General features: G+C 33.8%; 19 protein-coding genes. 12 read left to right on the top strand and 7 right to left on the bottom strand.

What is annotated here, in order from left to right; genetic code table 11:
* Nucleotides 1–364: 364 nt before the first annotated feature.
* The 5 genes from H1A07_RS08260 to H1A07_RS08240 all read left to right on the top strand — a co-directional run bounded on the left by H1A07_RS08260 (nucleotide 365) and on the right by H1A07_RS08240 (nucleotide 5,422).
* Nucleotides 365–1,135: an ABC transporter ATP-binding protein gene (locus H1A07_RS08260; RefSeq protein WP_023599971.1), complete on the top strand. Its 771-nt coding sequence runs from the start codon at nucleotides 365–367 to the stop codon at nucleotides 1,133–1,135.
* A 1-nt stretch (nucleotide 1,136) separates the two neighbouring features.
* On the top strand, nucleotides 1,137–1,871 hold the full coding sequence (locus H1A07_RS08255) for an ABC transporter permease (RefSeq protein WP_210144903.1): 735 nt from the start codon (nucleotides 1,137–1,139) through the stop codon (nucleotides 1,869–1,871).
* A complete protein-coding gene (locus tag H1A07_RS08250; protein WP_094503577.1) occupies nucleotides 1,868–2,587 on the top strand; it encodes an ABC transporter permease in 720 nt (239 codons plus the stop codon). The genes H1A07_RS08255 and H1A07_RS08250 overlap by 4 nt, the downstream gene beginning before the upstream one ends.
* Nucleotides 2,588–2,785: 198 nt before the next feature.
* Complete coding sequence (locus tag H1A07_RS08245; RefSeq protein WP_057718595.1) at nucleotides 2,786–3,532, top strand: ABC transporter ATP-binding protein; 747 nt, start codon at nucleotides 2,786–2,788, stop codon at nucleotides 3,530–3,532.
* A gap of 21 nt (nucleotides 3,533–3,553) precedes the next feature.
* Nucleotides 3,554–5,422: an FtsX-like permease family protein gene (locus H1A07_RS08240; protein WP_210144902.1), complete on the top strand. Its 1,869-nt coding sequence runs from the start codon at nucleotides 3,554–3,556 to the stop codon at nucleotides 5,420–5,422.
* A gap of 40 nt (nucleotides 5,423–5,462) precedes the next feature.
* On the opposite strand, the gene H1A07_RS08235 is transcribed toward H1A07_RS08240, so the two are convergent.
* Together H1A07_RS08235 and H1A07_RS10320 are read right to left on the bottom strand one after the other, a co-directional pair.
* Nucleotides 5,463–6,113, bottom strand: a complete 651-nt coding sequence (locus tag H1A07_RS08235; protein ID WP_210144901.1) for a histidine phosphatase family protein — start codon at nucleotides 6,111–6,113, stop codon at nucleotides 5,463–5,465.
* Nucleotides 6,114–6,158: 45 nt separating this feature from the next.
* Nucleotides 6,159–6,374, bottom strand: coding sequence for a hypothetical protein (locus tag H1A07_RS10320; RefSeq protein WP_244974120.1), 216 nt, complete (start codon nucleotides 6,372–6,374; stop codon nucleotides 6,159–6,161).
* 98 nt (nucleotides 6,375–6,472) lie between these two features.
* Here H1A07_RS10320 and H1A07_RS08230 point away from each other — a divergent pair, with 98 nt between their 5' ends.
* Both H1A07_RS08230 and H1A07_RS08225 read left to right on the top strand, forming a co-directional pair.
* Nucleotides 6,473–6,817 (top strand): hypothetical protein, encoded by a 345-nt coding sequence (locus H1A07_RS08230; RefSeq protein WP_210144900.1) that lies wholly within the window; start codon nucleotides 6,473–6,475, stop codon nucleotides 6,815–6,817.
* Between the two features lie 125 nt (nucleotides 6,818–6,942).
* Nucleotides 6,943–7,710, top strand: a complete 768-nt coding sequence (locus H1A07_RS08225) for an exodeoxyribonuclease III (protein WP_057718589.1) — start codon at nucleotides 6,943–6,945, stop codon at nucleotides 7,708–7,710.
* 75 nt (nucleotides 7,711–7,785) lie between these two features.
* On the opposite strand, the gene H1A07_RS08220 is transcribed toward H1A07_RS08225, so the two are convergent.
* On the bottom strand, nucleotides 7,786–9,861 hold the full coding sequence (locus H1A07_RS08220) for a PTS sugar transporter subunit IIABC (RefSeq protein WP_210144899.1): 2,076 nt from the start codon (nucleotides 9,859–9,861) through the stop codon (nucleotides 7,786–7,788).
* Between the two features lie 27 nt (nucleotides 9,862–9,888).
* Nucleotides 9,889–10,581 carry an N-acetylmannosamine-6-phosphate 2-epimerase gene (locus tag H1A07_RS08215; RefSeq protein WP_094523522.1) on the bottom strand — a complete coding sequence of 231 codons (693 nt, stop codon included), beginning with the start codon at nucleotides 10,579–10,581 and terminating at the stop codon, nucleotides 9,889–9,891.
* A gap of 131 nt (nucleotides 10,582–10,712) precedes the next feature.
* On the opposite strand from H1A07_RS08215, the gene H1A07_RS08210 reads away from it, so the two are divergent.
* Nucleotides 10,713–11,531, top strand: coding sequence for a MurR/RpiR family transcriptional regulator (locus H1A07_RS08210; RefSeq protein WP_210144898.1), 819 nt, complete (start codon nucleotides 10,713–10,715; stop codon nucleotides 11,529–11,531).
* Between the two features lie 210 nt (nucleotides 11,532–11,741).
* Here H1A07_RS08210 and H1A07_RS08205 read toward each other — a convergent pair whose 3' ends face one another.
* A complete protein-coding gene (locus H1A07_RS08205) occupies nucleotides 11,742–14,426 on the bottom strand; it encodes a cation-translocating P-type ATPase (protein ID WP_210144897.1) in 2,685 nt (894 codons plus the stop codon).
* 188 nt (nucleotides 14,427–14,614) lie between these two features.
* Between H1A07_RS08205 and H1A07_RS08200 the strand changes: the two genes are divergently transcribed.
* Complete coding sequence (locus H1A07_RS08200; RefSeq protein WP_210144896.1) at nucleotides 14,615–14,797, top strand: hypothetical protein; 183 nt, start codon at nucleotides 14,615–14,617, stop codon at nucleotides 14,795–14,797.
* A gap of 26 nt (nucleotides 14,798–14,823) precedes the next feature.
* On the opposite strand, the gene H1A07_RS08195 is transcribed toward H1A07_RS08200, so the two are convergent.
* Nucleotides 14,824–15,468 (bottom strand): matrixin family metalloprotease, encoded by a 645-nt coding sequence (locus H1A07_RS08195; protein WP_210144895.1) that lies wholly within the window; start codon nucleotides 15,466–15,468, stop codon nucleotides 14,824–14,826.
* Between the two features lie 143 nt (nucleotides 15,469–15,611).
* On the opposite strand from H1A07_RS08195, the gene helD reads away from it, so the two are divergent.
* Nucleotides 15,612–17,930: an RNA polymerase recycling motor HelD gene (helD, locus tag H1A07_RS08190; RefSeq protein ID WP_210144894.1), complete on the top strand. Its 2,319-nt coding sequence runs from the start codon at nucleotides 15,612–15,614 to the stop codon at nucleotides 17,928–17,930.
* A gap of 212 nt (nucleotides 17,931–18,142) precedes the next feature.
* Nucleotides 18,143–18,865 (top strand): C39 family peptidase, encoded by a 723-nt coding sequence (locus H1A07_RS08185; RefSeq protein WP_210144893.1) that lies wholly within the window; start codon nucleotides 18,143–18,145, stop codon nucleotides 18,863–18,865.
* 37 nt (nucleotides 18,866–18,902) lie between these two features.
* Here the strand turns inward: H1A07_RS08185 and H1A07_RS08180 are convergent, their stop codons facing one another.
* Nucleotides 18,903–19,475: an SGNH/GDSL hydrolase family protein gene (locus H1A07_RS08180; RefSeq protein WP_094499399.1), complete on the bottom strand. Its 573-nt coding sequence runs from the start codon at nucleotides 19,473–19,475 to the stop codon at nucleotides 18,903–18,905.
* Nucleotides 19,476–19,563: 88 nt separating this feature from the next.
* Here H1A07_RS08180 and coaA point away from each other — a divergent pair, with 88 nt between their 5' ends.
* Complete coding sequence (coaA, locus tag H1A07_RS08175; RefSeq protein ID WP_210144892.1) at nucleotides 19,564–20,415, top strand: type I pantothenate kinase; 852 nt, start codon at nucleotides 19,564–19,566, stop codon at nucleotides 20,413–20,415.
* The last annotated feature ends 4 nt before the right edge of the window (nucleotides 20,416–20,419 follow it).

The raw sequence follows: 20,419 nt of genomic DNA, 5'->3' as shown, positions 1-20,419 counted from the left end.
ACTATGATTCAGAATATCAAGAACTTCTTCTTAATATATTTACTAGATATTTATATAAAGTAACAGCAATTAATATTTGTTATTTATTGCTTCTCTATGAAGACTGCCTTCATTTATAAATATAAGACCTTATAAAAATAATAGCAAATAAAAGAGATTTCATAAATTGTTATGTTATTGAAGTATAACAATTTATCGATGTAACAAAATAAAATAAAGAAATAATTAAATTTTTATTGAATATTAATTTATACGATGATATGCTTATAAAAAATCAAAAAGAGGTAATGCTATATGTTAGTAAAAGTAGTAACAAAAGATATAAAGAATTTGAAATTTAATCCAATAGGAATTTTAGAAAATTATGACAAATACTATATTTAAAGCTGACAACATTACACGTGATTATAAAGATAAGAAAAAATTATTTCATGCAATAAAAAATATTAGTTTTGAATTACATGCAGGAGAAGTAATTTCTTTTGTTGGACCAAATGGAGCTGGCAAAACAACACTCATTAAATCTATTTCTAATTACTTAGTTCCTACTTCAGGACAAGTTGAAGTAGAAGGTGTTGATCTGATTAAGTACCCACGAAAAGCTAGGAAGAAGATGGGCATTGTTTTTGGTGGTGATCGTGGATTTTACTACGGTGCTACTGCGAGAGAAAATTTAGAATTTTTTGCTCGAGTCGTAGGTGTTAAAGAAAGAAATATTAAAAGCGGTGTTCAAGAAGCTTTGAAGACTGTTAATTTAGTCGATGTAGCTGAAAAGAAAGTATCTGCTTATTCTAAAGGCATGCTGCAGCGACTTCATATTGCTCGTGGATTAGTAAATCATCCCAAAATATTAATGTTAGACGAACCAACAGCAGGCTTAGATATTGAATCAGTTATTTCGATTAGACAATTAGTTAAAAGAATAGCGTCAGAAAAACGAGGTATTATTTTAACTAGTCACAACATGTCAGATATCGAAAGCTTGGCTGATAGGATCTTTTTAATTGGCGGTGGGATGATTCATTTTGAAGGGTCAATTCAAGAAGTAAAGAAATTTGCTGGTGTGGAAAATAATGCAAGTTTAGCTGATGCCTATTTAGCAGTAGCTGATCAGTTGAAAAGAAGGCAGGTGTAATATGTCTTTTATTAAATTAGCATTATTTCAAGTACGCTTATATATAAAAAATACTTATTTTGTAAATTTAGTGATTATTGAAACAACTACAATGTTACTTTATGAGTATTTGGCTCACTATGTCTTGCAAACTTATGACGGTAAAGAATGGTTAATTGCGGGAGTAATAGGAACATGGGCATCATGTACTACTAGTGCTGGTGCATTAGGTTTTCAGAGGTTCCAAGGTACACTACCATATCTATTAAATACTGGGGTAGCTAGAGAAAAAGTTTTGCTGGCTACTCTGATTCCAGCTTCTGTGTATGGTTTAATTGCTTTTCCTTTAGCAGGATTAGAAGCTTGGTTATTAAAAATGCCAGTTAATTACTTAGATTTTCAATTATTAGTAGGAATCATCTTATTATGGATTGCAGCTGCAGTTTTAAGCTATTTTATTAGTTTATTTTTCGTTTTAAGCAAGAATGCAATTGTTTATGAACAGCTTTTATTATTACCAATTTTACTTTTATCCGGACTTTTAAGTATTCCAAACGCAATTAGAACAAGTATCAAATCTTTTCAAATGCTAAGTCCGTTAACTTTACCAATTAGGATTATCTATCATGAATCTATTCAATGGAATTGGATAATGAGCTACATTTTAGTTGTAGTGGTCTTTGGAGTTTTATCTAAATTAATGACTAATATTGTAATTAAACGATCTTTTAAAGAGGGGAGGTTGAGCATATTTTGAAAGCTGCCTATCGTGTTACTCTACGTTCGATTGGAACTTTTGACGATGTTAACGTGATTTTAGTTAATTATTTACTGTTACCATTAGTATCTCTAATTATGTTTTTGTTGATTGCCTTTGGAGCGAGTCAAGATTATTCTCGGATTTTGGTCGGAAGCGTGATTACTACAGGTATTTCTACAGGTATTGGCATTGTGGTAGCGTCCACAGTTTATGATCAAAATATTAATTTATTGGACGATATTTTTTCAATTAGACCTACTTTTAAAAACTATTGGCTAGTAAAATTTGTAATTGCGGCAGTTGTCCTTTCTCTAGAAACCATTCTTTTGGGAGTAATAGGTTTACTAGTGCTTAATAAAGTAAATATTATTCCTAGGCTTTTTCTGGCTTTACCCTTTGAAATCTTTATAAGTGTTCTCTTAGCTTATTTTTGTGCTGTATGGGGAATGAAGAAAGAGAATCCTTACTGGCTTTCTAATATTGTAACGGGTAGTTTGATTATTTTAGCTGGGATGATTATTCCAGTAAGTGAATATCCTACTTGGTTAAAATTTTTTGCAGAACTACTTCCAATTAGTAATTTAATAGATTGGATAGTTAACAGTAATATTTTTAGCCAAAGAATGTTAATTTTATTAATAAAAATTTTAGTTTGGTATTTAATTTGCATATTAAGTACTAAAATAATTCATAGTAAGTTATTAGAGAAATAACTATCAAAAAAGCTGTTAAATCGTGGTATTAAAACCGTGATTTAATAGCTTTTTACGTTTTTGCGTAAATTGTCTAATTTATTTCAATATTACGAAAGAGAGAGAAAAAATTGAAAAACAAGCTTTACTTTTTTGTGTGGTGTCTGTATTATATAGTGTAACAGGTACGTAATACACTATAACGAAAAAGGAGACAAAATGAGTAAAGTAGTTCAAGTTCAAAATATTACTAAGACTTATGGTAAAAAAGGTGAAAAACAATACCAAGCTTTAAAGGGCGTTAGCTTTGATGTGGAACGTGGTGAATTTGTTGGAATCATGGGTGCATCTGGTTCTGGTAAAACCACTTTGTTAAATATTTTATCTACATTAGATCAACCTACAACTGGAAATGTATACATTAATGGCCGTGATATTACTGGCTTAAATAAAAATCAAATGGCAGACTTCCGTGGTCAAGAAATTGGTTTTATTTTTCAAGATTTTAACTTATTAGAAAATTTAACTAATCGTGAAAATATTGCTTTGCCTTTGTCTTTGCAAAATGTAAAAGCTAGTGAGATTAACCCTAAAGTTGATAAGATTGCAAAGCGTTTAGGGATTGACCATATCTTAAATAAGTATCCAGCAGAAATATCCGGTGGTCAAAAGCAACGTGTTGCAGCAGCACGTGCATTAGTTCATGAACCAGCTATTCTTTATGGGGATGAACCAACTGGGGCACTTGATTCTAAGAGTGCTACAGAGCTTCTTGAAACTATGAAGGGATTAAATGAAAAGGATAGAGTATCGATTTTAATGGTAACTCACGATCCATATTCTGCTTCGTATGCTAGCCGAATCCTTTTTATTAAGGACGGTAAAATTGGCAAAGAAATCAAAAAAGATGGTAAGAGCAGAGAAGAATTTTATCAAGAGATTATTGCAGAATTAGGTAGACGCTAAGAGATTAGAAAGGAAATAACTATGCTTTGGAAATTATCATTAACCGGAATTAAAAGCCGGTTCAAAGACTATTTAGTCCTTTTTTCTGGCTTAACTTTTGCTAGTGCGATCTTTTACATGTTTATGACCTTAGCAACAAATCCCGCTTTCTTAAAGGGCTCGTTGAGTATTGCATTCCAAATTACTCAAATTGTCTTTGGATTCGGAATTGCATTGTTATCAATTATTACTTTTGTTTATATCGTGTATGCTAATAGCTTTTTGTTAAGTATGCGGCAAAAAGACTATGGAATGTACATGATGCTAGGTGCTAGGACTAGTAAAATTGGAAGATTGATTTTTACTGAAACACTTGTTGTTGGTTTATTAGCTACCTTATTAGGAACAGTTCTAGGAGTTGCTTTAACTCAAGGCGTTTCTAGCATTTTGATTTCACAATTAGGTTTGCAAATTCATAAATTTGTAGGATTCTATTTACCAGCATTACTTTGGACGATTGCCTTTTTTGCAATTTTATTCTTCTTAGCTGCTTTTTGGAATCGTCATAAGTTAGTTAAATCAAATATAATTAATTTACTTCATGAAGATCAAAAACCAGTTAAATTACATAGAAATAAATTATGGAAGTTTATTGAGGTTCTTTTAGGAATTGCATTACTTGGAACTGGTTATTGGGCAATGATGCATGCTGTAAAATTAGGTACCAAAACTATTCCAATTGCCTTCTTTACGATCGTTTTTGGTTCTTACTTTACTTTTGATTCCTTCTTTACAGCAATTATTGATTTGCTACGTAAGAACCCAGCTTTCAAATACAGAAAACTTCATTCCTTTACTTTAGGTCAATTAAAATTTAGATTAAGTGATTACACTCGTATTCTCTCAACTGTTTCCTTACTTTTCGCTCTTGCCTTGGGAGCAATTACTGTTGGTTTAAACTTCAATAATATGACTGAACAAGCTATGGAGAGTACTTACTACGATGTGGTTTTATATAACCATAATAAAAAAGTAGACAATCAATTAAAGAAAGTTTCTGTAAAATCAACTACGAATCTTGAGTATAAGATAATAATGGAAGGTAAAGGCAAGGAGAGACAACGAATTCTTTACATTCCTGAAAGTCAAATTAAAAATAATAAAATCATGTATCAACATTATTCACGTAAGAATGATGTAAGCCATTATGATACTAGACGTATTACTTTGAACGATTTTAAGAATAAAAAATCAAATGTTGCTGCCGAAAGCGAATATCAATTAGTGTCTCTTACTCCATATAAAGACGCTCAAGTTAAAGTTGTACCGCAAGTACAATATAATCGAATTAAAGCTAAGGTAAATAAGATTGAACTTTTAAGAGTCAATGACTTCAGAAGTAATTTCAATAATATTGAAAAATTACAAAAATTGTCTGTAAATCAAATGATTAGCTCACCAAATGCAACTAAAGATGGAATTAATGTAAATCTTTCTAATTCTAAATCAGCTCAATATCGTCTAGTTTCAAGTATGACTTCTGGCTTTGAATTTATGGGCTTCTTCTTAGGTCTTGCATTCTTAGCAATGCTTGCATCAACATTAATGTTTAAAGTATTGTCTGGCGCCAATAGCGATAAGCCAAGATATCAAATGCTTTGGAAAATTGGTACTAGAAAGAGCTTATTAAAATCTTCTATTGCGAAAGAAATTGGTATCTTGTTTGCTTTGCCGGCTGCCTTGGGTGTAGTAGACGTTTTATTTGGACTACAATTATTTAAATCAATTTTAGGAATGAATACCTACGATAAACTTTGGATTCCATTTACAATTTTTGGAGTACTTTATGTAATTTACTACCTCTTAACAGTAATTTTATATCAACATATCGTTTTACAAAAAGAAGATTAAAGAAAAGACTTCATCAAAAATTTGGTGAAGTCTTTTTGTGTTAAATTGACATTTTATTATAAGAAGCGATCTTCATATCTTTATCAGTAATGTTCATGATAGTAATTGAAGCATTGCGTGGACCATGAGCTAAATTATATTCTCCAGGTGCAAAACGGGAGACGATGCTTCGAATGGTAAATCCGTGAGTTACAAGCAAAATATTTTCAGCACCGTCTAATTGACTGATTAAGTCAAAGCCCTTGTTAACACGATTCCAATATTCTGCTGCATTTTCAGCTTCGTGGTAAGGATCTGCTTCTTTCATATAGTCCTTAATAGTATTAATATCAACCTCTTTAAGTAGTTCATCGCGTCTTGGATAGCCATGAGGACCACCGATCATGCGCCAAGCTTCGTCAGAATTCATTCCTTCAAAGAATCCATAGAATTGTTCTCTAAAAAATGGAGTAGCGATATGCTGTAACTCATCGCGATTACAATTTTCGCTGATAATATAATCGCAAGTATCGCTGGCTCTCTTTAAGTCGCTAGAAATCGCAATATCAAAAGGTATTTTCCTTAAAGCCTTACCTGCATCTTTTGCACCTTGAATTCCTTCCTCAGTTAAAGGTGTATCGCACCAACCTTGCATTTTGTCATAATGATTAATATAGGTTTGACCATGGCGAACGATATAAATTCTTTTCATTTTAGTTAGCAGCTCCTTGATTAACATAGTTTAATTATAACAAAACTAAAAAATCAAAATTTTGAAAGGTGTGTAAAGAAATAATAGAAGTAGTACACCAACTATGATTAATAAAATTGTATTTTGCTCCATTAGTTTTCGATGCTTTTCTTCGGTAATTTTATTGGCTTTAAATTTTTGACTGACTTTAATTTGGCGAACAACAATTATTGCAATTAAGATCAAATAAATGATTAAACCTATGAATTCAAATATTATCATGATAATTCTCATCTTTCATAATGATAAAAATATTGTATCAAAAATTTTGAATATTAAGACGAAGTATACTAACTTAGTAGGTGAAAGAAGAGATGTATATGAAAGTTACTAAATTAGTTGTCGGAATTTTAATGATTGTATATTCAGTTTGGCTATTTATTCAAGGCCTATTGGGAGGATTCCTAGGAGTAATGGCCGATAAAAATATGTTAGCAGGTATTATTGGCATCCTACTTTGTGGTTTATTTATGGCAAGTGGAATTGTTTATATTTCAACTGAAAATAGCGATGGCTTAGGTGGAGATATAGCAGGACTGGCTATGATGATTGTCGCTGGAATTTTAGGATTTTTTGGTGGTACTTATTCTGGATTAGTTTGGACTGGAATTTTAGCTTTGATTATTGGAATAGGTTTCTTTATTTGGCATCTGAAGACAAGATAAGAAAAATCAGCTTAACAGGTTATGTTGATCTAATTTTTTAGTTCGAAATATTTCATCTATTTGAATTAAGTTTGTACAATTGAGTTGATGAGATCAATTGTTTTTTGATGGAAAGAAGAATTATTATGAAATTAATGTCTTGGAATGTAAATGGCTTAAGGGCAGCCTTACGGCATGGTTTTGTTAATACATTTACAGATTTAGATGCAGATATCTTTGCGATTCAAGATACTCGTCTTGAACCAAATGAAGTGCAAGTTGACTTGCCTGGGTATTATCAATATTGGAATTATGCTAAAAACCGTAAGGGTTATGCTGGCACTGCTGTGTTTACCAAAGAAAAGCCAATTACCGTGGCTAATGGTTTCGGAGTTCCAGAAGTTGATGGAGAAGGCAGAAGCATTACGTTAGAATTTTCTAACTTTTACTTTATTAATGTTCAAGCTCCATTTTCTGGCGAAAAATTGCAAAGATTGGACTTTAGAGAATTATGGGCACAAGCATTTCGAAACTATGCAACTAAGCTTATGCAATATAAACCAGTAATTATTGGTGGAGATATAGGAATAGCTCATGAAAAGATTGATTTAGCTGAACCTGAAGATAATCGTCATCGTGCTGGTTTTACCGGTATTGAAAGAAAAGAATTTACTGAATTATTAAATGCTGGCTTCATTGATACCTTCCGCTACTTCCACCCAGATGAAGCTAAGTATACTTATTGGAGCTATCGTGAAGATGCGCGTGAAAAGAATATTGGTTGGAGATTAGATTACTTCTTGGTATCGAACAATCTAGAAGATAAATTGACAAATGCTAAGATCTTAAGCAATATTATGGGATCTGATCACTGTCCAATTGAATTAGATGTCGACATTACTACTAGAAACTAATTTTTATATGTGATACAAAAAATGTACTCAAGCTTTAGTTACTTGAGTACATTTTTTATTTTGTAAAGTATTAAGTTACTTAGTGATTACTGAATAGACATCATTATGTGCTCCAACTAATTGTCCGCTGGTAATAATATCTTCAACTTGTTCAACTCTTTCATTGCTATTGGTAATGAGAGTCATCACCGTAGTATCTTTGCCAGCATCTTTAACTTGTTTCAAATCCATTTCAATCAGTTGTGTATCAGGAGTAACTTTGTCGCCTTCTTTTACTTTCATTGTAAATGGTTTTCCTTGAAGCTCAACTGTATCTATTCCAAGGTGAAGCATTGCTTCTAAGCCAGATTCAGTCTTAAGACCAATTGCGTGTTTTGTCTTGAAGATTGAGACAACTGTAGCATTAACAGGACTATAAATTTTGCCATTTTCTGGCTCAATTGCAAATCCTTCACCCATCATTTTTTGTGAAAACACTTCATCTTTAACTTGAGTTATATCTTCAAACTTACCCTTAACTGGGGCTTTAAAAATAACTTTTTCAGATTTGTGAACAGGCTCTGATTTAGCAGAACTAGTTTCAGTATTTTTATCCACTTGTGGATTACTTGCTGGCTGCATATCAGGATGGGTAATAATATCGTTAATTTCTTGACTATATAAGTCAGCTTTTCCACCAAAGATTGCTTGAACGCCGCCGGCAACTTTTAATACGCCAGTAGCTCCCAACATCTTAAAGACATCATCGTTAACTAAACTATTATCTTTTAAAGCGACTCTTAATCTAGTAGCACAAGCTGAAACAGTTTCAATATTGTCTAAACCACCTAGAGCTGAAATGATTTCGCATGATTCATTATAAAGTTTATCGTCAGTTTTTGGACCAGCTGCCATGATTTTATCAGCAGCTTGGTTTTCTTCTACAACCATACCAGGAATGCCGACATGGAATTTCTTAATACAGAAAGTAAAGACGAAGAAGTAAAGGAAGAACCAGATGACACCCATGATTAAGACGTTAGGCCAATTGGTTTTATCTTTGCCTTGTAGGACCCCGAAGAGCAAGTAGTCGATTAAACCGCCAGAGAATGAATTACCAATTCTGATATTCATGATGTCTGCTACGTAAAATGAACAACCATCAAGAAAGGCATGGATCACATATAACCAAGGGGCAACAAATAAAAATGTATATTCAATTGGTTCAGTAATACCAGTTAAGAATGAAGTAAGACCACCTGAGATATATAAACCACCATTAGTTTTACGGTTTCTCTTAGGTAAGCAAAGGTACATTGCTAAGGCAGCACCTGGAAGACCAAACATCATTGTTGCAAAACGACCAGCAAAGAATCTTGTTCCGTAGGTAAATAGACCATGGTGATTTGGATCGGCTAATTGAGCAAAGAAGATATTTTGTGCCCCGACAACTGTTTTACCAGCAACATCCGCTGTTCCACCTAAAGCTGTGTACCAAAACATTGGATAAATAGTGTGGTGAAGACCAACTGCACCAGTTAACCGTAGTAAGAATCCATATAGAAAACTACCAAAACTACCCATTTTTGCAATTGCATAACCAGCACTAGTTAAGCCGCTTTGAATTGGTGGCCAGATAATAAAGAAGATGGCACCAATAACAATGGCAGCAAGAGATGAAATTATAGGAATAAACCTTGATCCACCAAAGAATCCTAAAAATTGTGGCAATTCAACTTTACGATAATGGTTATGAAGATAAGCAACAACAGAACCAATAACAATTGCTCCTAAAACACCGGTATCAATAGTATTTTTAGGTGAGAATAACTGTAGTAAGCCTGAAATAGTTGCTGTGTAAACTAGGTAAGCGACACCACCCGCTAAACCAGCTGTCCCTTTATCACCTTTGGCTAAGCCAACGGCTAGACCAATTGAGAAGATAAGAGCTAAGTTATTGAAGACAGCGCTACCTGCAAAGTTCATTACTTTTAATATTGTTTGAAGCCATTCTTGGTTAAGCCAAGGATAAGCACCAACAGCTGCCTTATTTGTTAAAGCACCACCTAAACCAAGAAGTAAACCAGCAACTGGTAAAATGGCGATTGGAAGCATAAAGGCTTGACCTAGTTGGGAGAAGGCCTGCCCAATATGAGAAAATTTCTTAGACATGATTACGCCTCATTTCGTTACACTTGATTATTTTTCAAAAACAGAAGTGAAAGTTTTAGCAATTTGGAGTGGACGAGTAATTGCTCCGCCTACTACAATTCCTGCTGGATTAATGTCAATTACTTGTTTTAATTGCTCTGGAGTGTGAATCTTTCCTTCGGCAATTACCGGTAAACCATCGTCAACTAAGGCTTTAATTAAGTCAAAGTCTGGATGATCAGTTTTTGGACTTTCTTCGGTATAACCAGAGAGAGTAGTACCTACAAAATTAACACCAGCTTCATAAGCGTTCTTTGCTTCTTCAAAGTTTGAAGTGTCAGCCATTAAAAGTTGATTTGGATATTTAGCTTTGATTTCTTTAATGAATTCAGCTACTGTTTTGCCATCGTGTCTTGGACGTAAAGTACAGTCAAGAGCAATTACTTCAACGCCAGTTTCAACTAATTCATCTACTTCTTTCATAGTTGGAGTAATATATGGCTTTTCAGGTGGGTAGTCACGCTTAATAATTCCGATCATTGGTAAGTCGACTACTTTTTTGATTTGCTTAATATCTCTGACAGAGTTGGCTCTTAAGCCTGTTGCGCCAGCTTCTTGAGCAGCTTTTGCCATTAATGGCATAATTCCGCCTTCTTCGGTATATAGTGGCTCACCAGGTAAGGCCTGACATGAAATAATTAAGCCACCGTGGATTTTGTTGATAAATTCTTCCTTGTTCATTTGTAAATATACTCCAAACTAATTATATTTTGGAGTTTTCCTCCTAAAAAGATAATATAATGAATTCAAATATTATGCAAGCGCTTTCTAGCGAAAACATGATATAGTTATTAGGATGAGGACGTGAGAAAATGGAATTTATACAACTCTATAATCAAAATAAAGATAAATTGACTAAGTCAGAAAATAAATTAGCTAACTATATTGCTGCTCATACTGAACATGTGATTTATGACACTATTAAATCTCTGGGAAAGGCGACCAATACAGGAGATGCAACGATAGTTAGATTATGTAAAAAATTAGGCTATTCGGGTTTTTCGGATTTAAAAATTGCTTTAGCGCAAGATTCGATGATGACCACAACCAAGAACCATGATGGAGCTCAGACAAGTTCACAACGAAGTAGTAAAGTTTTAATTTCTTCAATAGAAAAAACAGAAGAGTTAATTAATCCACCGACTCTAAAGAAAGCAGTTAGTTTATTAGCTAAAGCTCAGCGAATTCATATTTTTGGGTTAGGGCATTCTGGCGAGTCTGCTAGAGACTATGAGAGAACATGGCTTAGAATTGGGTTAATTGCTAACGCAGAGTCGGATCCTCATATTCAAGTCCAAGTGGCAGCCTTGCTGAATAAAGATGATGTAGTAGTTGGTTTATCTCTTTCAGGCCATACTAAGGATACGTATGATTCATTAAAAGTTGCTAAAGACTACGGAGCAAAAATTCTGGCAATTACCAACGATCTTAATTCGCCAATTGCTCAATTAGGGGATGTGAGTTTACAAACGTCAGTTAGCGAATTTATGAATATTGGTAGTGTAGCAGGGCAAGTTTCACAATTATATTTGTGCGATGTTTTAGCTAGAGAATATGAAAAGCTCAACAAGGTTGATGTCGATAAAATTAAAGAGCGAGCTTTGTCAGAAGTAATGAAAAAATCTATTTAAAACACAAAAAAACCAAACTACTCAAAAACGAGTAATTTGGCCTTTTTAGTATCTACGATACCGATTATTTTGATTATTGAAAAGTGGAAAGCATAAAGCTTTCTAAGTCTTTATGCTAGTTGTAAGTGTTAAATTTATACTTTTATTATATTAGTTAATTAAAGTTAAGTCTAAAAATATGCTCAGCTAAGTGATGTTAGTATATTAGGATTAGTCAGTAGCTGTTTGTAATTTGCGATCTTTTTGTCTAACTCTACTTAGTCGCTTAATTAACTTAGTAATTTCAACTTGTAAGATTGAGAATAAGGAAAGGATAATTACTACTAACCATTGCTTTGAACTAAGGTTAGTTAAATGGAAGAGATCTTGTAAGTTAGGAATAAATAGAATAATTCCCATTAAAGCTGCTGAAACCATAAAGGAGATAATTAGCCAAATATTCATTTTATTTCCTCTAACCCAAATTGGATCAGTATTAGAATGCTGATTAAATGCCCGAAGCATTTGAGATAAGGCTAAAACGCAGAATGCCATTGTTTGACCAGCAATTGGATTATCGAAAGTTGCGCCTATCCAGTAAGCTAACAAGGTCATCAAGGCAACAAATATTCCCTGACTAATGACGCGCCAGATAAGATCTCTTTCAAATAAGGTTCCAGTTTTTACTGGCTTATGTTTCATGATATTTTTACTTGCTGGATCAACCCCTAATGCTAAAGCAGGCAAACTAGCTGTAGCTAGGTTAACCCAAAGAATATGCACGGCAAGTAGGGGTGGATCCCAATTGAAGATTGTGGCCACAAATAGAGTGGTAATTTCTGCAATATTACCAACGAGTAAGAATTGAATTACTTTCTGAATATTGCGGTATACTTTTCGACCTTCTTTAATGGCAGCTGTAATTGTTGTAAAGCTGTCATTAAGTAAAATCATGTCTGAAACATCTTTGGCAACATCTGTGCCACCAATCCCCATGGCAACTCCGATGTCAGCAGCTTTTAAGGCAGGTGAGTCATTGACTCCATCACCTGTCATTGCTACGACTTCGTCATTTCGCTTTAGGCTTTGAATAATTCTTAACTTATCATTTGGTGAAACGCGGGCAAAGACAGTGGCAGATTTAACTGCTTGGTCTAATTGCTTATCCGTCATTTCATTTAGTTCAGTTCCCGAAATAACAGTGTTTCCATTAGTATAAATACCTAAATTCTTAGCAATAGCGACTGCTGTGTTTTTATGATCTCCTGTGATCATAATTGTTTTAATTCCAGCTTCACGAGCCATCTTAATTGATGCCTTAACTTCATCTCTAGCTGGATCAATCATACCAACTGCACCTAAGAAAACCAAATGCTGTTCGATATCTTCATCTTCTTGAGGTAAGTTTAAAATGTTTTTACTTGCAAATCCTAAGACTCTCAATGCCTGGTCAGACATTTTATGTGATAAGGCAAGAATATTGTCTTTATCAGCCTTAGTTAACTTACGTGTACCATTATTTGTGTGAATATAGTCACAAAGTGGCAGTAACTCATCGAGCGCACCTTTAGTGTAAGCAACGTATTCATTGTTTATTTCATGAACCGTAGTCATTCTCTTTCTAATTGAATCGAAAGGATATTCGCTAAGCCTTGGATATTCTTTTCTTAAGTTAAGAGCCGAGTAACCTAAATCGTGTGCTAGAGGAAGAAGTGCACCTTCAGTGGGGTCTCCAATTACTTCTTTAGGATTCTCTAAATTAAAGCTAGCATCGTTACAAAGACTAGATGCATAGATTAATTGCTTGTATGAATTCGAATCCTTATTTGCTTTTTTTACACTTAGAACTTTTTTATTAAGGAAATCATCACCGTTAGCTAAATGAGTTACAGTCATTTTATTTAACGTTAATGTTCCTGTTTTATCAGAACAAATAACCGTCGCATTTCCTAGAGTTTCAACAGCAGGCAACTTCTTAATTAAGGCATGTTGTTTTGCCATTCGTTGCACGCCAAGCGCCATAATGATTGTTGCTGTTGCTGGTAAACCTTCTGGAATAATTGAAATAGCTAAAGAAATTGCTACCAAGAATTGTGGTAAAAGTGGACGACCATAAAAGGCACCAATTGCAAAAATTAACACACAGATAATTAAACCAATGATTGTTAAAATTTTACCTACTGCATTAAGTTTACGCTTAAGTGGTGTATCACCAGCGTCGTCATTTTCGAGCATGCCAGCAATTTGACCAATTTCAGTGTCCATCCCAGTTTTAGTGACAATTCCGCTTCCTCGACCATAAGTGACGATTGAAGAAGTGTAAGCCATGTTTTTTCTGTCTCCTAAGGGACAGTCTGGTGAAAGAACAGCAGTCGCATTCTTTTCACTAGCAATAGATTCTCCAGTTAAGGAAGCTTCTGCAATTTTTAAGTTAGCTGATTGAGTTAAACGCAAGTCGGCTGGCACCATATCGCCGCTAGCTATGCTGACAAGGTCACCGATGACTAATTCGCTAGCAGGGATGATTTTCTCCATGCCGCCACGAATAACTGTAGCTGTCGCCGCACTCATAGTTTTAAGGGCTGCAAGAGAAGATTGAGCCTTCTTTTCTTGGATAATGCCAATGATTGAGTTAACTACAACGATAAAGAAAATTACTCCTGCTTCAACCCATTCGTTTAGAATAGCTGAAAAAGCGGCTGCTCCTAGTAAAATCAAAATCATAGGGTCGATGATCTGCTCTTTGAGCATCGTTAAAATTGATTTTGGTGGCTTTTCAGCTAGAGCATTAGGGCCATATTTCTTTAATCGCCTCTCAGCTTCTGGCTCACTTAAACCAGAAGAACTTGTTTCTAAATTTGAAAATAATTCATTTGTTGTTTGAGAATACGAGGGAGGTTGTTTCTGATTATCCATAAAGGCTATACCATTCCTTTCTTTGTTTAAAATTTTCGATTTGTATAGATTTTATATTTACTGCTGCAGCAAATATATTCAAAATTTGTTTATGATATATAGTGTAAAATGAGAAACGAATTAAGTCTAAAAATATGCCTATAATTAATTGATTTTGCTATGATTAGGATAGAAACGAGGATGGAAAAATGAAGCAGCTCGATCAATCTTTTACTATTGGAATTTTTGGCTTAATTGGTCTGTTTATCGGCTTATTTGTCAAAAATATTATGGTGTGGACTTTTGTAGGGATTGCAGTTGGTTACGTAGTAACCTTTTGGATTTCATATTTTAAAAAGCAACATCAATTAAGAAAGAAAAATGCAAAATAAGAGCGATTCTTAAAGTAGAATCGCTCTTATTGTTCTTGATATAATTTTTTAACGTCTTCAACGTCGCTGGGTTGAATTGTGTAGAAAGATCCTTGAGGATACATAACTGAAATACCATCCTTATGTCCTAAGCCGATTGCATGTCCTAGCTCATGCTCAACTGTGTTGACGATTCGGCCGTGATTATAGCCGTAGCTTGGATTTAAAAGATAATATGAATTCAAGTTAACGGTGGCTTTAATTAAGTGACCGGTTAAAGAATTATACTGCGTATCAGTTAGACCGGCGGCATTAGTTTGACCATCATTCATTGCTTTGATGATGATTTTTGCACTATTTTTGTCATTTGTCATTTTAAAATTAAAGGCACCTGTATTGTTCCAAATGTTAATGCCATCAATCGCTGCTTGCTTGAGAGTTGGATCAGAGAGATCAAGATAGACTGTTGCTGTATTGGATTCAAAAGTATGGCCTTTAGCATTATTGTCATTTTTATCGTCATTTTGAATTTTTTCAGGTGAAATAAATTGTTGGACTTTGGCTGTTAGATATGGGAGCGGATTTCTAGTTCCAAAAGTTTTTTCAATTTCTGGAGCGGCTTTTTGATAAGCAAAGTCGAGACCAATAAACAGAAAGGCTAGAACTAGAATCGTTTTAAAAAATCGTTTCACTTTCTCATCTCACTATATAATTTTATTTAATTATAAAACTAATTATTTAAGAAAAGACTAAATAACAATTGAGACTTTCTGAAAGTTTTAATTTTTTTGGAAAGCGTATACATATGATAAAATAGTATGCAAAGTTTTTACTAATGCTAGAAATAGGTGACTTAATTTTGGTAAAAGAAACTGAACAACAAAAAGAACAAAAGCATTTAGATGAAGTTCTTGGCTTAATTAAAAAGAAAGAAAGCGAATTAGATCATTCAATTGAACATGCGCAAAATGAAGCGCAAAACATTAATTCGCACTTTTTTGATGATGTGAAATTAGACTATGATGGTTATTCAACTTCAATGGATACCGCGCTGTCCATTCACCAGCAGCAACAAATGCTGGCAGAACGTCAGAATGCATGGCAACATTCCGCTAAACAATTATCAACTTTGCAACGTTTAGAGAAGAAACCTTACTTTGCCAGAGTCGATTTTCAAGAGCCTAATGAAGATCCAGAAACAATTTATATCGGCTTGGGATCTTTTGCAGATAAAGAAGATCACTTTTTGATCTATGACTGGCGGGCTCCAATATCTTCTATTTACTATGATGGTAAATTAGGCAAGGTTTCTTATAATTCTCCTGATGGCGTTCAGACAGTTGATATGACTAAGAAGCGTCAATTTTTAATTGAAGACGGCAAGATTACTAATATGTTTGATACCAATGAATCAATTGGAGATCAAATGCTCTTAAACGTCTTAAATGAAAAATCCTCTACGCAAATGAAGTCGATTGTAACAACGATTCAGCGAGAGCAGAATAAGATTATTAGAAATACCAGTGCAGATCTTTTATTTGTTCAAGGGGCAGCAGGATCTGGAAAAACATCAGCTATTATGCAACGTGTAGCATACTTACTTTACCGCTATCGTGGTAATTTAACTTCTAGCGATGTTATTATGTTTAGTCCTAACCAATTGTTCAACGATTATGTTAAAAATGTTCTACCTGAAATGGGTGAACAAAATATGGTGCAGATGACTTACTGGCAGTTTGTTTCTCGCCGTGTTCCAGGAATGAACGTTGAAAACTTATTTGAACAATTCGAAGATAATGAGCAAAACGATAAGATTGTTAACTTGAAGAATTCATTGCAATTCTTTAATGCAGTAACTCGCTATGCTAAACATCTTGAAAAGAATGGTTTGATTTTCAAAAATATTTACTTTAAGAGTAAGAAGAAACCATTTTTTGATAAGGAAAAGATCAAGGAAATTTACTACGGCTTTAATGAAAACTACCATCTGAGAAATAGAATTGAAGCTACAAAAGAAGCTTTGATTAATAGCTTGAACCGCAGAATTGAACCAGAAACTAAGAAGGCATGGGTTGATAAAACTATTGAATCTTTGGATCAAGAACAATTAAATAAGCTGTATGATCGTCCAGATCAAGAATTTGAATCTAGTGCAAAAGAAGAACACTTTTTAGCTCGTAAGATTGTAATTAAGCAATTAAAACAAGTTAGCCGCAAGATCCACCAGAACCGTTTCTTAAATATTCGTGCACAATACTTGCGTTTCTTGCGTGCTGTTCCTAAGCTAATTGACCTAAGTAAGTGGGATATTAGCGAGGAAGAGTGGGACGCTCATATTGAAAATGTTAAAGAGCGGTTTAAGGCTGGCAGAATCAAGATGGCTGATATTTCACCTTACCTTTACCTATATGATCTAGTAACCGGACGTAGAACAGACTATGAAATGCGCTATGCCTTTATCGATGAAATTCAGGATTACACTCCATTCCAATTGGCATATCTTAAATACAATTTCCCTAGAGCCAAGTTCACGATGTTAGGTGACTTGAATCAAGCTATTTTTACTAAAGATGAAAGTAAAACACTTTTGAGTCAAATTTCTAAATTATTTGATCCTGAAAAGACTGATGTTGTTCAATTAACGAAGTCGTATCGTTCAACTAAGGAAATAACTAACTTCACTAAGCAAATTTTGCGTCAAGGTGAAAAGATTGAAGCTTTTGATAGACGTGGTCCAAAGCCAGCCTTTTACAAGCGTGATAGTATTGAAAAAGAATACAGTGCCTTGCAAGATATATTGGCAGAAAACAATGAGCAAAAACTAACAACAGCGATTATTACTAAGACATTAGCTGAAGCTCAAGAAGTCGCTAAAGTATTAAAAGAAAGAAATATTAAAGCAACTTTGATTGGGTCTGCGAACCAGCGTTTAGTGCCTGGTACTTTAGTAATGCCGTCCTATCTTGCTAAAGGATTAGAATTTGATGCAGTAGTTGCTTGGGGCGTTTCAAAAGAAAATTATCATCAATTAGATGAAACTCAATTGCTTTACACGATTGCTTCCCGTGCAATGTATAAATTAGACTTAATTTATACAGGTGAGAAGAGTCCTCTGTTTGATAATTTGGATGAAAAAACTTACGTAAATAAGTAAAATAAAATTCCTCTTAGATCTTGGTAAGAGGGATTTTTTATTATTCAAGTAAGCAGATAAGGATTTAAAGTTAATTCTATTTAATTTGCAGTGTCATTTAGCATATAAATTAAATAGACTTCATTCTTTTGCAAAAACTAACACATAAATTAAATCTATTTAATTCTTATGCATTTTGACAGAGCTGATACGTAATAGTTAAAATACTTAGCATGAAAAGAATAAGTAGAGCTAGAAAATATCGGCGTAGAAGAAGAATTTTATATACATTTTTACTATTAATTACTGCAGGAGTAGTCGCTTTAGTACTTAATTTTGATAAGATTCAAGATGAATATGATTGGCTTACTTTAAAACCAGAACAGAAACTAAATGTTCCCTTAGAAAATCAATTACCGGACTTGCCAAATGGATGTGAGGTTACCTCACTTTCAATGTTGTTGAAATACTATGATATTAATGTAAGTAAATTAGAGTTGTCGTCAAATATTAAGCATGTTTCCTCATTTATTGATAATGATTATCGCGGTAATCCGCATGTTGGTTTTGTTGGCTATATGAGTATCAACAATGCAGGCTGGTGTGTTTATAATGAACCTCTGTATAATGTTGCAAGAAAATATACTAAGAGAATTCGCAACTATACAGGAAATAACTTTGTTCGAGTATTGAAGTTGGTATCTAAGGGACATCCGGTAATGATTATTACAACTTTGAAATTTGATCGTGTCAACGATATGCAGATATGGCAGACTAAGCAGGGAAAAGTTAATGTGACACCTTCCTCTCATGCATGCGTAATTACTGGATATAATAAAAAGAAGAGGATTGTTTACGTAAATGATCCTTATGGTGTTAAAAATAAAAAAGTAAGTTTAAAGAAAATAGAAGCCAGTTACAATCAGCAAGGTAAACAAGCTTTGTACGTAGAATAGGTATATTAAAAAGGCATCCCACAAACAGGATGCTTTTTTATGATGTAGTAACCATTTCTTTCTCTTTGACTAATTCAGCAAGCTTTTCAATTAGTAATTTATTACCTTCTTGATTTAAATGGATGCCATCCTTCTGAAGTAAATTATTCGGATGACCTGTCTTACGCATTACTTTTGCAAAGTTTAAGAATGGAATATTGTTTTCGATATGACATTCCTCAACTACTAACTCAAATTGCAAAGTTTTAGGCCATGCTTGATCTGGAACAATTTTCCAATTAGTATAGGAAGGTCCCATTAATAATGTTTTATCAGCCCCAATTAAGTCAACTAATACTTGTAAGTTATGCGCATATCGTCCAGCGCTTAAGCCAAAGTGTATATTAGCATCGTTAGTACCTAAAGAAAGAATAACTAGGTCATAATCAAAAGGCTTGACTCTTAGCTCGTAAAAATCAATTGCTTCTTCAGTAGTTGTGCCAGGTACAGAATTATTAATAATTGTAAAATTAGGTAATTTTTCTTGCAGTCCTTGAGTTACAATATTAGTTGCGTGTCCATCAATATAACCTGCAAGTAGGGAATCACCAAAAAGAATTAATTTTTTCATAGATATCTTCTTTTCTTTCTCTCAATATATATGATAGGCTGAACAATGTAAAAATACTAGGAACAAGGCAGAAGGAAGGCGGCTTTTTATGCAAGAGCAATTTTTACACCTGACACCTGAAAAGTGGCAGGCTTTAATTCCTCCAAGTGATGAATTTAGCGCAGAAATTTTCATGATGAAAAATCTTCAATATATCATGAGTCAAAAAAATGCTGTTTATCATACTCAACAAACATTTTATAAAGAACAGTGGCAAAAGATTCCTTTTATAATTGGAGTAACAGGATCTGTTGCTGTTGGTAAGTCCACCTTTGCCAAGAAAATAACTCGCTTATTTGAACGCCTTGAACCGGATAAAAAGATTGCACAAGTTTCTACAGACGGCTTTTTGATGCCTAATGCAGAACTTAAAGCTAAAAACTTAATGGATCAAAAAGGCTTCCCAGTGTCATTTAATTGGGATGCCTTTTCTACTTTTTTGGCAAGTGTTAAAGCTGGTAAAGAAAGAGTACCATATCGACTATACTCACAGGAAATTTCTGATCTGATACCTAATGAAATAGGTTCTGTTGAACAACCGGATGTTTTAGTAGTAGAAGGAATAAATTTACTTGAAGTTCCCCCGGACGGTCAAGCACCGCCAAGTGACTTTTTAGATTATGTGATTTATCTTGATGCTAGTGAAGAAGATTTAGAAAGATGGTATCTTGATCGTTATCATTTAATGCTAGAAATTAATTGCAATAATCCTGACAATTATTTTTATCAATGGGCTCATGTGCCGCGTGAACAAGCAGATATTTTTGCTAAGAAAGTTTGGCGGCATGTTAACTTAAAGAACTTACACGAGTATATTGAACCAACTAAAAAACGAGCAGACATGATTATTAAAAAGTATGGTAATCATGAAATTAGTGATATGTATATTAAAAAATTTTAGAGGT

Origin of the sequence: Lactobacillus taiwanensis (assembly GCF_017894345.1) — a bacterium.
GTDB classification, from domain to species: Bacteria; Bacillota; Bacilli; order Lactobacillales; family Lactobacillaceae; genus Lactobacillus; species Lactobacillus taiwanensis.
This window is presented reverse-complemented; position numbering and strand designations above follow the sequence as displayed.